A 14,590-nucleotide genomic window follows, 5' to 3' on the forward strand; every position below is an offset into this window, starting at 1 on the left:
ACCCCAGGACAGGAACCCGCCATGAACGACCCCGAGCCCCGGCCGGAGTTCCGGCTCGCCTCCGTCTTCGACCACGCGGACCCGGTGACGGGTCCGGGCTTCGCCGCGGACCACCCGGTGGTCGAGGACCCCGAGCTGCACGCCCTGCTGCTGGAGCGGCTGGCGGCCGGGACACCCGTGCTGGCGACACCGGTCCTGATGGACGACGTGCTGGACGCCTCCCGGGTCGCGGAAGTGCCGCTCACCTTCCGCACCGACGGCCGGTGGGTGTGGACGGACACCGTCACCTACTACCTGGAGCACTACGCGCTCGCCCCCGAACCCGAGCTGCTGGCTCACCTGGGCGACCCCGGCTACGCGGCGCCAGGCCCCCTCGGGCGGGACGTCGTGGAGCGGGCCGCCGCCTTCGTCCTGACACCGGCGCCGGAGGGCACGGAGGTCCATCCGCTGGGCTGACCGGGTCCGGTGAACCCCCGGGAGCCGCCGGTCCGTTCGTACGTGCGCGGAGGATTCGCGACGACCGAGGGGAATGACCGTGGACGACAACGAGATGCGGGCCGAGAACGCCGCCGGGCGGAACGGGGCCGCCATCAGCCTGCCCGCGGTCGCCTGGCAGCAGGCGGACGGGGAGCCCGAGGAGGAGACCGGCGGCGCGCCGGTGACGGGCGCCGTGGCGCCGGAGCCGAAGGCGGAGCCGGAGCCGGAGCCGGAAGCCGAGCAGAAGGCCACCGCGCCCACCGGCGCCGTCCCGGCCCTCCCCTCCGAGGCGAAGACAGACGGCACCGGAACCGGCACCGAAACCGACACCGATGCCGGCACCGACGCCGACTCCGAGGGGGCCCCGCAGGTCGAGGTCCCCGCCGCCGTTCCCATCGCGCGGGCCGGAGCACGGCCCGCGCGGCGGCTCTCGAAGCCGATGATCGCGGCGGCGGCCACCTCGGGCGTGGTCCTATTGGGCGTGCCGCTGCTGCTCTCGCAACTCGGCGGTGGTGGTTCCGGTCCGGGTCCGGTGCCTCCGCACCCCACCGGGTACGACCAGGCCGACGGCGCTCCGAACGGTTTCGTGCCGCGGGCGGACGCGCCGGAGAAGGGCTCCTCGGTGCCGGGTGCCGCCCTACCAGGGGCGACGGGCACGCCGGGGAAGGCGTCGCCGGTCATCGGGAAGGTGCCCCTGGCCACCGGGATCGCAGGGGTCGGCGTCGGCGCGGGCGTGCCGGGTGCTCCTGCGCCCACCGGGTCGGGGGCGCCCACCACCGGCGGGGGGAGCGGCGCGAAGCCGACCGCCACGGCCGGCGGCGGTTCGCCCAGCGCGGTCCCCGCGATGCCCCGGGAGACGACGGACACTCCGCAGCAGCCGGCCACCCAGGCTCCTCCGGCGAAGCAGCAGTACTCGGCGGTGTTGGGGCCGAACTGCGGCGGCACCGGGGCGAGTTTCACGTACAGCGGCTGGTATGCGGACGGCAAGGAGGGCTGGCAGAAGTACGGCTCCGGCGGCTACTCCGGCGGCGGCTGCAACGGCTCCTTCTTCTCGCTGCCGATGTCCGGGAAAACGGGTTCGGACGCCGGGAACGCGCTGCGCTGGACCTTCCGCACCGGCTCCTTCGCCTCCGGCACCTGCCAGGTATCGGTGCACATCCCGAACAACAGCGACATCAAGGCGGTCGGCGGGAAGCCGGCGTACTACACGGTGCACGCGGGAGCCACGGGAAACGACCCGATCCTGCGGTCCTTCAACGTCGACCAGCCGTCCCTGCGGGGCCAATGGGTGAGCGCGGGCAGCGTCCGCATCACCGGCGGCGTGCTGACGGTGAAGCTGCACGACCGGGGCTTGAACTGGTCCGGTTCACAGAAGACCTACGCGCATCACGCGGGCGACGCCGCCCGCGTCCAGTGCACCTCGGCCTGAGAACATCCGACACCGCCTGAAAGGGAACCACCACGCATGTCGCGCCATGTGCTGACCGTGAGCGCCGAGGCGCAGAGCGACCGCCCGTCTCCCGGCGGCCCCTACCGCACGATCGGGGCGGCCCTGGAGGCCGCTCGCGGCGGCGCGGTGATCTCGGTGCGCCCGGGACGGTACGAGGAGAACCTGGTCATCACCAAGATGGTGACGATCACCGCCGAGGACCCGAACGGGACCGTGCGGATCGTGCCGCCCCGGGGGACGGTGGTGCAGGTGGTGGCGGAGGCGGTGCAGCTGACGGGTCTGGTGCTCCAGGGCCGGGACGACGAGCTGCCCGCCGTGGACGTGCCGCGCGGACAGGCCGCGCTCCAGGACTGCGAGGTGGTGGGCAACGCCTGGACGGCCGTGCTGACCCGGCAGCAGGGTTCGCTGGCGATGCGGGGCTGCCGGGTGACCAACCCGGGCGGCGCGGGGATCGTGGAGACGTCCACCGGCACCAGCGTGATCGACGGCTGCGTGGTGGAGCACCTGGGCACGTCGGCGGTGGTGATCGGCGAGCGGGCCAATCCGACCTTTCGCAACTGCGTGCTGCGCGACGCCCGGGGCAACGGAGTGTGCGCGAACGGCGAGGGCCGGGGGCTGATCGAGGACTGCGAGATCTCTGCCACCGACAAGCCGGCCATCGCCCTGGAGCAGAACAGCACGACCCGGGTGGTGCGGGCCTCGGTGCGGGACTGCCTGCTGGGGGTGTACGTCAGCTCCACGGAGCGGGTGGTCCTGGAGGAGTGCTCGGTGTCCTCGACGAAGGTGCACGGCATCGCGCTCGCCGAGGGCACGGACCCGTTGCTGAGCCGCTGCCGGGTGTCCCGGACGAAGGGCAACGGCATTCACGTGACGGGGCGTTCGCGCGGTGCGTTCGAGGACTGCGAGGTGACCGCGGCCGAGGGCGTCGGCATCTGGGTGGAGGAGTCCTCGGGCCCCTCGTTCAAGCGGTGCGCGGTGCGGGACGCGAAGGAGGCCGGGGTCCAGCTGACCGGTGACAGCGCACCGGACTTCGACCGGCTGGAGGTGCGCGGCGGGGCAGCGGCGGGGGTGCGCGTCCTGGAGGGCGCCAACCCGATGCTGCGGCGGCTGGACGTGTCGGACGTGGCCGGGGCCGGGGTGGAGGTGACCCGGGGCGGCCGGGGTCGTCTGGAGGCGTCGGAGGTGTCGGCCACCGGGCAGTCCGGGGTGCGGATCGCGGACGGCGGGGACGTGTACGTGGGCACCACGGTGGTCCGGGAGACCGGCGCAGCCGGGGTGTCGGTCGGCCGGGAGGGCGTGGCGACGCTGCGGGACTGCGAGGTGTCCGGCTCGCCGCAGGAGGGCGTCCTCGTGGAGGACGGAGGGGAGCTGACGGCGGCGCGCACTCGTGTGCGGTCCTGCCGGCGGTACGGCTTCCGGGTCGCGGAGGGCGGCCGGGCCTCGCTGAGCCGGTGCGAGGCGATGGACAACACCGGCGACGGCATCCGCGTGGACTCGACGGAGGCGGTGCGGGTGCACGACTGCTCGGTGTCGGGGAACGGGGGCTCGGGGCTGCGGCAGCTCAAGTCGTCGGCGCGGCTCGCGGTGGAGAACCTGACGAGCACGGAGAACGAGCTGCCGGACGCGTACGGGGAGGCCGCGGCGACGTCCGGCGGGACGGGCGCGGCGATGGACGGTCCGCGCGGGGAGGACGGCCCCGGGAACGCGGCCGGTTCCCCGGATGGTTTCCCGGGCGGGGGCGGGGGCGGGGAGGCGGCGCCGGCCGCGTCGCGCCGCCCGGACGGTCCGCTGGAGGCGCTGAACGCGCTGGTGGGCCTCGACGGGGTGAAGGGGCAGGTCGCCACCCTGGTCAACCTCAACAAGCTGGCGCGGCGACGGGAGCTGGCGGGGATGCCCGCGCTGCCCATGAGCCGGCACCTGATCTTCGCGGGGCCGCCCGGCACCGGCAAGACGACGGTGGCCCGGCTGTACGGCTCGATCCTGGCCGAGCTGGACGTGCTGCCGTCGGGCCACCTGGTGGAGGTGGCGCGGGCGGACCTGGTGGCGTCGGTGATCGGCGGGACGGCGATCAAGACGACGGAGGTGTTCCAGCAGGCCCTGGGCGGCGTGCTGTTCGTCGACGAGGCGTACACCCTGTCACAGGGGACCGGGGGCAGCGGGCCGGACTTCGGCCGGGAGGCCATCGACACGCTGGTGAAGCTGATGGAGGACCACCGCGACGAGGTCGTGGTGATCGTCGCCGGGTACTCGGAGGAGATGCGGGGCTTCCTGGACTCCAACCCGGGCCTGGCGTCCCGCTTCAGCCGTACGGTGGAGTTCGGGAACTACACGGACGACGAGCTGACGACGATCGTGGCGATGTCCGCCGCCTCACACGGCTACCAGCTCGCCGACGGCACCCGCGACGCGCTGACCCGGCACTTCGGGGCGATGGCGAAGGGTGCCGACTTCGGCAACGGCCGTGCGGCGCGCAAGGCGTTCGAGGAGATGGTGGACCGCCAGGCGTCCCGGCTGGCAGCGCTGGCCGACATCGGCAACACCGATCTGGCACTGCTCAAGCCGGAGGACGTGGGCGTGGAGGCCGCGGCGGCGGTCGCGGCGGACGGCGCGCCGGTGGAGCGCCGGACAGAACTCCTCGACGAGCTGCGGGCGATGATCGGCCTGCCCGCCGCGAAGGAGCAGGTCGAGGACCTGGTCAATCTGATCAAGCAGGTCAACCGGCGCAAGGAGGCCGGGCTGCCGACGGCGACGATCAGTCACCACGTGGTCTTCTCGGGGCCGCCCGGCACCGGCAAGACGACGGTGGCCCGGCTGTACGGGCAGTTGCTCGCCGAGCTGGGCGTGCTGTCGGGCGGCCAGCTGGTGGAGACGGCGCGGGCGGATCTGGTGGGCCGGTTCGTGGGCCACACCGCGCAGTTGACGAAGGAGGCGTTCGACCGGGCGCGCGGCGGCGTGCTGTTCGTCGACGAGGCGTACACGCTGACGCCGCGCGGTGGTTCGGGCAACGACTTCGGGCAGGAGGCGGTGGACACCCTCATGAAGCTGATGGAGGACCACCGCGACGAGGTCGTGGTGATCGTCGCCGGCTACGCCGACGAGATGCGGGGCTTCCTGGACTCCAACCCGGGCCTGGCGTCCCGCTTCTCCCGTTCCGTCGTCTTCGAGCACTACACGGACGACGAACTGGTGCGGATCGTGGAGGCGTTGTCCGACAAGGCGGGGTACGTGTGCCCGCCGGAGACGCTGGCGGCGCTGGGCGAGCTGTTCGCGGCGGTGCCGCGTGACCGGAACTTCGGCAACGGCCGGTTCGCCCGCCAGGTCCTGGAGTCGATGATCACCCGGCAGGCGGGCCGGCTCAGCCGGCTCGACGTCGAGGGCGTGGCCGAGCTCAGCCTGCTGTTGCCGCAGGACGTGCCCTGGGACCGGGTGCCGGACGGTGTCGCGTGAGGCGGGGCGGGGTGGCGGCCCTCTCGACGGCCCTGCTGTGCGGGACCCTGGCCCTGCTGCCGGGAAGCGCGGCGGCCGTACCGGGCCCGGGCGGGGGGACAGACACCGGGGCGGATGCCGGCACGGCGGGCGCCGATCCCGCCTCGCTGCCCGCCGTCACCCAGCGGCTCTCCGGCGACGCCTGCCGCAGGGCATCGGACCGGAAGGTCACCGGTCTCCCCTGGCCCCAGGCGCTGCTGCGCCCGGACGCGGTGTGGCCGCTGTCCGAAGGGGCCGGGGTGACGGTGGCCGTGGTGGGATCGGGGGTGGACGACACCGCCGGGCTGCTGGGCAGCCGCCTGAAGCGGACGCCGCGCCTCTTCGCGGCCGGCGGCCCGGCCGCGGACTGCGTCGGGCACGGCACCTTCACGGCCGGTCTGATCGCGGCGGCCCGCACCCCGGACGCCGGGTTCGCGGGGATCGCACCCGAGACGCGGATCCTCGACGTGCCGGTCACCGACCGGCGGGGGAACACCACTCCCGAGCTCCTGGCACGGGGCATCCGAGCGGCGGTCGGCAGCGGCGCCCGGGTGATCGCCGTGGTGGCGGTGGCGGGCACGGACAGCCCGGCGCTGCGGAGCGCCGTGCGGTACGCGGTCGCCGAGGGCTCGGTCGTGATCGCCCCGGCCGCCCCGGACGGGGCGAAGGGCCCGGCGTACCCCGCGGCCCACCCACAGGTGGTGGCGGTGGCGGCGACCGGCCCCGACGGCAAGGCGTCCGAGCAGGCCCTCGAAGGCCGGGTGGACCTGATGGCCCCCGGCGAGGCGGTGACGGGCCCCGGGCCGGGCGGCCGGGGCAGTTTCACGGCCTCCGGGCCGAGTTACGCGACCGCGCTGGTGGCCGGGACGGCGGCCCTCGTCCTGGACCGCCGACCGGAGCTGACCGCCGAGGCCCTGGTTCACCGGCTCCGTGCCACCACGACGGGCCCGGGCGGGCAGGTGCCGGACCGGACGCGGGGGTACGGATCGGTCGACCCGATCGCCGCCGTCACGGCCGTGCTCCCCGAGGAGCGGGGCGGGACGACGGTCCGGGCGACGGCCCCCGGAGCGGTGCTGCCGCCCGCACCAGGACCGTCCGCCGCCGGATCCGCCTGGTGGGTGGCGGCCGGTTCTCTGGCGGGGATGACGGGGGTGGCAGCAGCCTCCGCCGTACTGCCGCGGGGCCGCCGTCGGGGGTGGCGGCCGGGTGGCTACCGTGCCCCGCAGGCCACGAGGAGCAGCGGATCGGAGGCGTCCCCGTCCGCCTAGGGGGTGCGTCGGGGGTTCCGTTCGGACGCGCGGGCGTGGTCTGTGGTCTGTGGTCTGTGGTCTGTGGTCTGTGGTCTGTGGTCTGTGGTCTGTGGAGCGTACGGAGCGGTCGAGGGTCGCCTCGTCCCTGTCTCGCCTGCACCGGACACCATCGAAAATTAGGGGTACGTTACCGGGCGACCTTCGATCACACCTGAACATTAGTCATGCATTAGCCAGGATTGCCAAGGTCGTTCCCAACAGTCCGACGCGCCCGGAGCCGTCGGCAGATCGATGCCGCCGGCCGCCGCCCCAGAGTCGCCGACGCGCGGCGAGGGAGGAACGACCGGGTGGTAACGCACGAAGACGGGGCCGACGACGCGGTCCGCGCGGAGTCGGGGACGGGCGTCCATCCGGAGGCGCGACCCCGCCCCACCATGGACCGCGACACCCTGGCGGAACTCCACCGGCTGCACGCCTCCGCCCTGTTGCGCGCCCTGCTCCGCCTCACCAGCGGGGACCGGGGCAGGGCCGAGGACATGCTTCAGGAGACCTTCCTGCGCGCTTGGCAGAACCCCCAGGCACTGGTCCGGGGTCCGGAGCACGGCCGGCCCTGGCTGTTCACCGTCGCCCGCCGGATCGCCATCGACCAATTCCGGGCGCAGTCCGCCCGGGTGAAGGAGTTGGGCGACGAGACGCCGGAGGACCGTGTGGCCCCCGACGACCCGTACGAGGAGATCGTGACCGCGCACGCCGTCGGCGGCGCGCTCGCCGAACTGCCCCCGCACCAGCGGGAGGTGCTGGTGGAGCTGCACCTCAACGACCGGTCCACCACGGACGCGGCCGCCGTGCTCGGCATCCCGCCGGGCACCGTCAAGTCCCGCAACTTCTACGCGGTGCGGGCGCTGCGTCCCGTCCTCGAACGGCACGGCCTCGCCCCGGCGGACCGCCCGCTCCGCCCCGTCTGAACCGGCCGTGCCCGTTGGGCCGTTCCTCCGGGCGACCGACGAGAGGGGGCCGAGGTGGTCACCGTCGTAGCCAGGAACGACATGGACGCGCCCGAGCACTGGACGGACGCACCCGACTACAGCCCCGAGCACTGGCGCACGGGGCGGAACGAGGCCCCACCGGAAGCACCGCCGACGGAGGCCCCGGAGACGGCCGCGTCCGTATCGGAGGAGGCCGTGGAGGCAGAACCCGAACCGACGGCCGTGCCCGTACCGGCGGAGGCCGTAGCGGCAGAGCCCGAACCGACGGAAGCCGTGCCCGCGAAGGTCCCGAAGCCCCTGAGGGAACACCCGCCTGCGGCGGAGCGGCCCGCCGCTCCCGCCGCGTCGGAACCAGTCGTGTCGGAACCAGTCGCACCGGCCCCGGTCGTCCCCGCCGAGCCCGTGGCAGGGACGCGGCCGGTGCGGCGCGTGTCCCGTCCCCTCTTCCGCATCGGGCGGCGCGGAGGGCCGGACAATGCCGCCGATGTCCTCCGGGCCCCGCTGCTGCGCAGCCACCACGTCGCGGTGATCGGTCTGAGCGGCGGGGCCGGGAAGACGACCACCGCCCTGGCACTCGGCGCGATCCTGGCGCGGGAGCGGGCCGACCGGGTGGTCGCCGTGGACGCGAGCCCGGACTCGGGAGCCCTGGGCCGCCGTGTCCGGCGGCAGTCGGATGCCACCGTGCTCGACCTGGTGGGAGCCCTGCCCCGGCTTCGTACCTACATGGACATCCGGGCCTTCACCTCGCAGACACCCAGTGGTCTGGAGGTCGTGGCGCACGACCCGGATCCGACGGACCCCCGGGCCTTCGGCGCGCAGGAATACCGGCAGGTCGTGGAGGTGCTCGCCGGCCAGTACCCGCTGGTCCTCACCGATTCCGGGACCGGCATGCCGCACGACACCCTGTGTGCGGTCCTGGACCTGTCGGACCAGCTGGTCGTCGCAGCCGCACCGGGCGAGGACGGCATGAGCGGCGCCGGTCTGGTCTTCGACCGGCTGGCCGCCCTCGGCCACGGGGAGAAGGCACGGGAGGCGGTGACCGTCGTCTCCGGCGCGCGGTCGCCCTCGGGACGGACGGCCCTGATGGACGAGGCCGCCGCCCGCCTCCGGCAGCGCTGCCGAGCCGTGGTGACCGTCCCGTACGACCCCCGTCTGGCCGGGGGCGGCGAGGTCGACCCGGAGGCGATGCGGGGCCGGACCCGGGCCGCCTACCACGAGCTCGCGACGCTCGTCGCCCAGAGCTTCCCCCAGGGCTGACACCGCCCCTCCCCCGTCCTCTTCTTCCCCACCCGTCCCCGAGAACACTGGAGAGCACCCATGGCCTGGTACGAGGGCCCCTGCCGGATCACCGTCATCGGCGTGGACGCCGACTGGCCGCAGCGCGCGGTGGTCACCGTGGCCGGTGCGCGCGGAGCACGGATCGAGATCCCCGGTGAGGTGGGGACGGTCCGGCACGTGGAGGCGCCGAGCTGGCACCTGGAGGTGGAGCACCTGTACGAGGGCCGGTGGCGGCCCAACATCCGCGCGGTCAGGACCCGCTGGGAGGCGGTGGACGGCGTCCGCACGCAGACGATCACCAGCAAGGACGTGGACTGGCCGGGCCACGTCCAGCACGAGCGGAACCTGGTGCTGCGCCTGGAGCGGATCGGCACGGAGGACGAGCGCCCGCGCGAGGCGATCCGGGAGGCGCCGGCCCGGTCGGTGACCCAGTCCACGGCGAGCACCCCGGTCCGCCGGGTGACGGCCGGCCCCGCCTCCGTACCCACCGGGTCCGTCTCGGGCGGTTCCGTCTTCGGTACCCCGTCGACGACCTCCGGCGGCGCTTCCGGGGACGCGACATCGACGAGCAGCAGCAGCCCCTGGTAGACGCAGGAGTCGGGCGATCAGCCCGAGATGCTCCAGTAGGGCTGCGCTGGCCATGAACACGAGCGCCGAACCCGAGCAGACCCGGAGCAACGCGATCACTTCCGGTCCGCCGATCCGACAGCTCTTCCGGGACGTCGTCGCCGACCACCCAACGAGTCCCAGGCCGTTCCAGGCCGCGAATGCGTCAGCTATCGGCCACGGCCATGACACTGGCTCCGCCCTTCGACGGACATCCGCTGGTCAGCCGGGTCGCCCATCCCGGACTGCCCGGCGACCCGAGGCACCACATCGCCGCCCGGCAGACGACCGGTGGCTTCAGCGGGATGCCGTAACTGCACGTCGCCGGTGAGTGGCAACGGTCCCTGCGCGGGGCCGAGCACTGCGAACTGTTCATTCGTGCAACGTCCTTGGGCGGGGTGGAAAGCTTGATCGAACACCGCTACACCTTTGAGGGACCGGGCAGCACCTCTCCGCTGGACATGCTGCGCCTGTCCAGCGGCCTGGAGGACCCGACCGATCTCGTGGCCGACCTGGAGCAGGCACTGGAACGCGCCCCTAAGGACGAATCTTGAGCACTCCCACCAGCAACGCCGACAGCAACGGTGAGGCCGGCAACCACGACGTCGGCGGCACCGGCACCACCGCCACGGCGCCGCCCCAGGCCGGCCCCGGGAGGCCGCCGGAACGATCCGGCCACCAAGAAGACCGGCGCAGACTGCTGCGCGACATGTCGCTGTCCGCGGTCCTCGCCGGGTTCGTGGCCGTGGTCGTCTCGTACTCCGGACCGCTGGTCATCGTCCTCGCCGCAGCCTCGGCCGGACATTTGGACACCGCACGGACCGGCTCCTGGGTATGGGCCGTCTCCATCGGCAGCGGCCTGACCTGCATCGTGCTCAGCCTGCGGACCAGGATGCCGGTCATCACCGCCTTCTCCACACCGGGCGCGGCACTGCTGGTCACCAGCCTGGGCGCCTACTCCTACGCGGAGGCCATCGGGGCGTTCCTCGTCACCGGCGTCGTGATCACCCTGGTCGGGCTGACCGGGGTGTTCGGTCGACTGATGCGGCAGGTGCCGACCGCCGTGGTCGCGGCGATGCTCGCAGGCATCCTGTTCTCCTTCGGCACCGGTGTGTTCACCTCGCTCAAGACCGCACCCTGGATCGCGGGCGGGGTCCTGGCCTCCTACCTGCTCGGCAAGCGGTTCCTGCCCCGCTACGCGGTGCTGATCGCGCTGGCAGTGGGAGTGGTGTGCAGCGCGGCCACCTCACAGCTGGACATCCGTCTGGACCACATCGAGCTGGCCCGCCCCGTGCTGACGACGCCGCACTTCTCCGTCTCCTCCCTCATGGGCATCGCGGTGCCGATGATCCTGGCGACCCTGGCCTCGCAGAACGCCCCCGGAATGGCCGTGCTCACCGCGTCCGGCTACCAGCCCAAGGACCGGCTGCTGATCGGCTCGACGGGCTTGGCGTCCACCGCCCTCGCGCCCTTCGGGTCCCACGCCATCAACCTCGCGGCGATCACCGCGGCCATCTGCACCGGGCCGGAATCGCACCGCGACCCCAGGCGCCGCTACGTCGCCGGTGTCGCCTGTGGTGCCTTCTACCTCCTCATCGGATCCTTCGGTACGACCCTCGTGGTCTTCTTCGCGGGTCTGCCGAAAGAACTGGTCGCCGCCATCGCCGGTGTCGCCCTGTTCGGCGCACTGGCCGGCGGACTCAACGGAGCGGTCGCGGAGGAGAAGGACCGGGAGGCGGCGCTGATCACCTTCCTGGCCACCGCTTCCGGCATGACCCTGTTCGGCATCGGATCGGCCTTCTGGGGCCTGGTGTTCGGTGTCACGGCCCATCTCGTACTGACCCGCTGGCGGGGCCGCTCCGCCACCGGCTGATCCCGCGCCGGGCCGGCTGCCACCGGAACGTCCGCCGGCCCGCGTCCTGTCACGATCGGACGTTCCCCTTGAGCAAGCACTGCGCCCCCTTGCACAAGCCCCTGCTCCTCATCGCCGACCGCCTCTCCCCCACTGCCGTCGAGACGGTCTGCCCGGACGCGCTGCTCACCCGCGCCGACTTCCTCACCGTGCATCTGCCCGGGACTTCGGAAACCCTCGGCCTGATCGGAGCCGAAGAGCTCCGGGAGGTCAAGTCGTCGGGTGCGTGTCCCAAGGTGGCGCGCGGCGGCATCGTGGACGGAGCAGTGCTGTACGAGGCCTTCACAGAGAGGCGGGGGCGGGGACCTCACTCGACGTCGTCGCCACCCCGCACCTCGGCACCGGCACCCACGAGGCCCGGGAGAAGGCCGGGCTGTTCGCCACCCGCTCCCTCCTCCTGGCCCTGGCGGGCGAGTTGGTACCGCATGTGGTCAACACACTCAGGTGAGCAGTGCAGTTGCCTGCGTAGTCCATACCCGCAAAGGCTTCTCGACCCGCTTCTTCCAGTTCAGGCGGCCTTCTCATGGATCGACCGGGGACGGACTCGACGAGTTCACGCGGACCCGCCGGGTGTGCGCACCATCGCCACCACTGCCGCGGGACTGCCTGCGCCGCGGAAACTGCATAGGCTTTCGGAACACCCCAAGCATGCCCACCGATCACGCCGACGCATCGGACGACTCCAAGATCCCCCGGCCTCACCGGGCAATACACCTCGTGCCCTGGCGATCAGGGTGAGAAATCCTGCCGACGAGGCACGCTGGCTATCCTTACGTCGTGAATAGTCACGCGTTCGAGCTGATGTGGGGAGGCGTCGCTCTCGTGGGCGGGGGGCTCCTGGCCGCTAACGTCCGAGGGGCCGCCGACCGGTTCCAGGCAATGTCCTACGCCTATCGGTCATGGCCTGGCAGCGTCACCACGTGCAGAGTGATCGGAGGCGTCTTCGCCTTCGTGGGGGCGGGGATCCTTATTGCCGCCGGACTCTGAACCACGCGTGGCGCGATGACGCCCGTGCTGGGCCCTGACCTTGACGGTCAGAGCCCAAGCCAGAGTCGAATCGCCGCGGCCGCGATGCTGCCATGGAAGATGTAGGCCCTCTTGTCGTAGCGAGTGGCGACGGCCCGGGAGTTCTTGAGCCGGTTGATCGTCCGCTCGACCTCGTTGCGGCGTTTGTGGATCTCACTGTCGAAACCGGTGGGCCGGCCGCCCTTGATGCCGCGCCGTTTGCGGTTGGCCCACTGGCCCTTCGGCTCGGGAATGGTGTGCTTGATCTGGCGTCTTCGCGGACAGCGGCGGTTGAGGCGTGAGCCGTACGCCTTGCCGCCGACCAGGCGGTGGCGCCGGGGCGTCGACCTTTTTCGGGACGCGTGGCTTCTTCTTGCGGGCTCCGGCCGCAAGCTGACGGGCACGGCGTGATGTCGAGTCGACGCTGACCATGTTCCAGTCGATCCGGACACGCCCTAGGTGTATGGCCCGGTGAGGTGGGGGACGCGGCTGGCGGGTGGTTGACCTTTGAGTGCGGTGTGTCCGCGGTGGTGATTGTAGGTGTGGAGCCATTCGGGGAAGGCGTCGCGTCGTTCTTGTTCTGAGCGGTAGGGGCGGGCGTAGGCCCATTCGTCGAGCTGTTCTTCGGCCGCATCGGCAACCCGTTGCTCGCGCAGCGCCCCGAGCGGGGCGCGCTCCCGCAGTTGTACGCGGCGACCGAACCGGGAGTGGAGGGCGGCGCGTTCATCGGGCCCGATGGCCCGGGCGAGCTGTGGGAGCTCTCGGAGCGCCTGACCGGAGTGAGCTTCCCCGACACCGCCAGATGAGGTGATCAGGCGGTTGGGTCGCTCGGGGAGCGGGCGGCGACGACGCGGCGGAAGAGGGCTTGGACGGCGACGGTGACGTCGGTGTCGGTCCGGGTGTGGTGGCAGGGTCCGGTATAGGCATGGGTGAGGAAGTCGGCGGTGAGCTCGGGCTCGGGCACGTCGAACTCACCTGCGGCGTGGCCCTGCACGAGGAGGGTGACGAGCAGGTCGCGGGCGGCGGTCATGGGTTCCTCGCCGGCCGCGCCGCCGGATTCGTGGAAGAGCCGGTGGTAGAGCTCGTGGTGGTCCTGCTCGGCTGCGATCCAGGCGGCGACGAGTCCGTCGAGGCGTTCGGTCCAGGTCAGGCCGGGCCGCTCCAGGAGGGCGGCGGGCTGCTGGAGCATGCGGTCCCACATCTCGGCCTGGAGGGCGGCCAGGAGCTCCTGCTTGGAGTCGAAGTAGAGGTAGACCGTGCCCTTGGCGACCCCGGCGCGGGCGGCGACCTTGCTGACGGTCAGCGCCTCGTAGCCATCGTCCAGGAGCAGCGCGGCGGTGGCGTCGAGGATCTGGCGGCGGCGGACGTCCGGGGGCTGGAAGCGGCCGGTGGGCTGGGCGGGGGCGGACTCGTCCGCGGGCACGGTCCCTCCTTCGTGGTCAGGCGGCTGCCTGACCGGTGGTCGGTCAGTGGGCGGACTCCAGGGTGTCATGCGGCGCGCGGGCGATGACGATGACCGCGTGGTCCTCGCTGGGGTGCTGGATCCTCGGCACGACCTGTCGTTCCGCGCGGACGATGTCCAGACCGAGGCCGGTGAGGGCTTCGGTGAGCTCGGTGAGGGTGGCCAGGTCACCGGGCTCGCCCCCGTCGCAGGCTTCCTCGTCCCATTCGCCGAGGGCCAGGATCCCGCCCGGGGCGAGGGCCGCCGCGAGGGTGGCGAAGGTGGCCGTGCGGGCAGGGCCGCGGGGTGGCAGCGCATAGGAGCTGAGGGCGAAGTCGTAGGCGGTCTCGGGCTGCCAGGTGGCACTGTCGGCGACGGCGAGTTCGACCCGGTCGTCCAGGCCGCGGGCGCAGGCACTGGCTCGCGTGGAGGCGATGGCGCGGGGGGCGAGGTCCACTCCGGTGACGCGCCAGCCGCGTTCGGCGAGCGCGAGGGCGTTGCCGCCGGCGCCGCAGCCCAGGTCCAGGGCCCTGCCCGGGGAAAGGCCGTCGACGGGGGCCAGGAGCACGGGGTCGGGACCAGGGGTGTCGCTGCCGTCGCCGGTGTAGAGGTCGTCCCACGCGAAGTCCGGGCACGAGGCGGCCCCGGGGCCATGGGGGTGGTCGCCGTCCTGCGGGCCGCGAGCACGGCCGGTGGTGTGGGTCACATTTCCTCCAGCGG

The 14,590-nt window shown here is 72.8% G+C and carries 10 protein-coding genes and 5 pseudogenes; 11 read left to right on the forward strand and 4 right to left on the reverse strand.

Annotated features, from left to right (window positions below; translation table 11 throughout):
- Window positions 1-21 precede the first annotated feature (21 nt).
- The 10 genes and pseudogenes from ACFW22_RS06265 to ACFW22_RS06310 all read left to right on the forward strand — a co-directional run.
- Window positions 22-456, forward strand: a complete 435-nt coding sequence (locus tag ACFW22_RS06265; RefSeq protein WP_386399688.1) for a hypothetical protein — start codon at window positions 22-24, stop codon at window positions 454-456.
- A 79-nt stretch (window positions 457-535) separates the two neighbouring features.
- The gene (locus tag ACFW22_RS06270; protein WP_386399691.1) at window positions 536-1,906 is read left to right on the forward strand and encodes a hypothetical protein; all 1,371 of its coding nucleotides are present in this window, start codon (window positions 536-538) and stop codon (window positions 1,904-1,906) included.
- 36 nt (window positions 1,907-1,942) lie between these two features.
- On the forward strand, window positions 1,943-5,374 hold the full coding sequence (locus ACFW22_RS06275; protein WP_386399695.1) for a right-handed parallel beta-helix repeat-containing protein: 3,432 nt from the start codon (window positions 1,943-1,945) through the stop codon (window positions 5,372-5,374).
- Between the two features lie 11 nt (window positions 5,375-5,385).
- Window positions 5,386-6,660, forward strand: a complete 1,275-nt coding sequence (locus ACFW22_RS06280; protein ID WP_386399698.1) for a S8 family serine peptidase — start codon at window positions 5,386-5,388, stop codon at window positions 6,658-6,660.
- A gap of 329 nt (window positions 6,661-6,989) precedes the next feature.
- Window positions 6,990-7,607 (forward strand): sigma-70 family RNA polymerase sigma factor, encoded by a 618-nt coding sequence (locus ACFW22_RS06285; protein ID WP_386399701.1) that lies wholly within the window; start codon window positions 6,990-6,992, stop codon window positions 7,605-7,607.
- Window positions 7,608-7,661: 54 nt separating this feature from the next.
- Window positions 7,662-8,885, forward strand: a complete 1,224-nt coding sequence (locus ACFW22_RS06290) for a MinD/ParA family protein (protein ID WP_386399704.1) — start codon at window positions 7,662-7,664, stop codon at window positions 8,883-8,885.
- Window positions 8,886-8,945: 60 nt separating this feature from the next.
- A complete protein-coding gene (locus ACFW22_RS06295) occupies window positions 8,946-9,494 on the forward strand; it encodes a hypothetical protein (protein ID WP_386399707.1) in 549 nt (182 codons plus the stop codon).
- 179 nt (window positions 9,495-9,673) lie between these two features.
- Window positions 9,674-10,066 (forward strand): annotated as a pseudogene (locus ACFW22_RS06300) (PLP-dependent transferase).
- Window positions 10,063-11,385, forward strand: coding sequence for a benzoate/H(+) symporter BenE family transporter (locus ACFW22_RS06305; protein ID WP_386399710.1), 1,323 nt, complete (start codon window positions 10,063-10,065; stop codon window positions 11,383-11,385). Before ACFW22_RS06300 ends, ACFW22_RS06305 begins: the two are co-directional and overlap by 4 nt.
- A gap of 89 nt (window positions 11,386-11,474) precedes the next feature.
- Window positions 11,475-11,708 (forward strand): annotated as a pseudogene (locus ACFW22_RS06310) (NAD(P)-dependent oxidoreductase); the annotation flags it as partial.
- 750 nt (window positions 11,709-12,458) lie between these two features.
- Here the strand turns inward: ACFW22_RS06310 and ACFW22_RS06315 are convergent.
- A pseudogene (locus ACFW22_RS06315) lies at window positions 12,459-12,876 on the reverse strand (hypothetical protein); the annotation flags it as partial.
- 8 nt (window positions 12,877-12,884) lie between these two features.
- Window positions 12,885-13,043: pseudogene (locus ACFW22_RS06320) on the reverse strand (integrase core domain-containing protein); the annotation flags it as partial.
- 3 nt (window positions 13,044-13,046) lie between these two features.
- On the opposite strand from ACFW22_RS06320, the pseudogene ACFW22_RS06325 reads away from it, so the two are divergent.
- A pseudogene (locus ACFW22_RS06325) lies at window positions 13,047-13,235 on the forward strand (short-chain dehydrogenase); the annotation flags it as partial.
- 5 nt (window positions 13,236-13,240) lie between these two features.
- Here the strand turns inward: ACFW22_RS06325 and ACFW22_RS06330 are convergent.
- Entirely contained in the window at window positions 13,241-13,852 is a 612-nt protein-coding gene (locus ACFW22_RS06330) for a TetR/AcrR family transcriptional regulator (RefSeq protein WP_386399713.1), read from the reverse strand.
- Between the two features lie 43 nt (window positions 13,853-13,895).
- A complete protein-coding gene (locus tag ACFW22_RS06335) occupies window positions 13,896-14,576 on the reverse strand; it encodes an SAM-dependent methyltransferase (RefSeq protein ID WP_386399715.1) in 681 nt (226 codons plus the stop codon).
- Window positions 14,577-14,590 lie beyond the last annotated feature (14 nt).

It is taken from the genome of Streptomyces sp. NPDC058872, from assembly GCF_042743065.1.
In the GTDB taxonomy this organism is placed as follows: domain Bacteria; phylum Actinomycetota; class Actinomycetes; order Streptomycetales; family Streptomycetaceae; genus Streptomyces.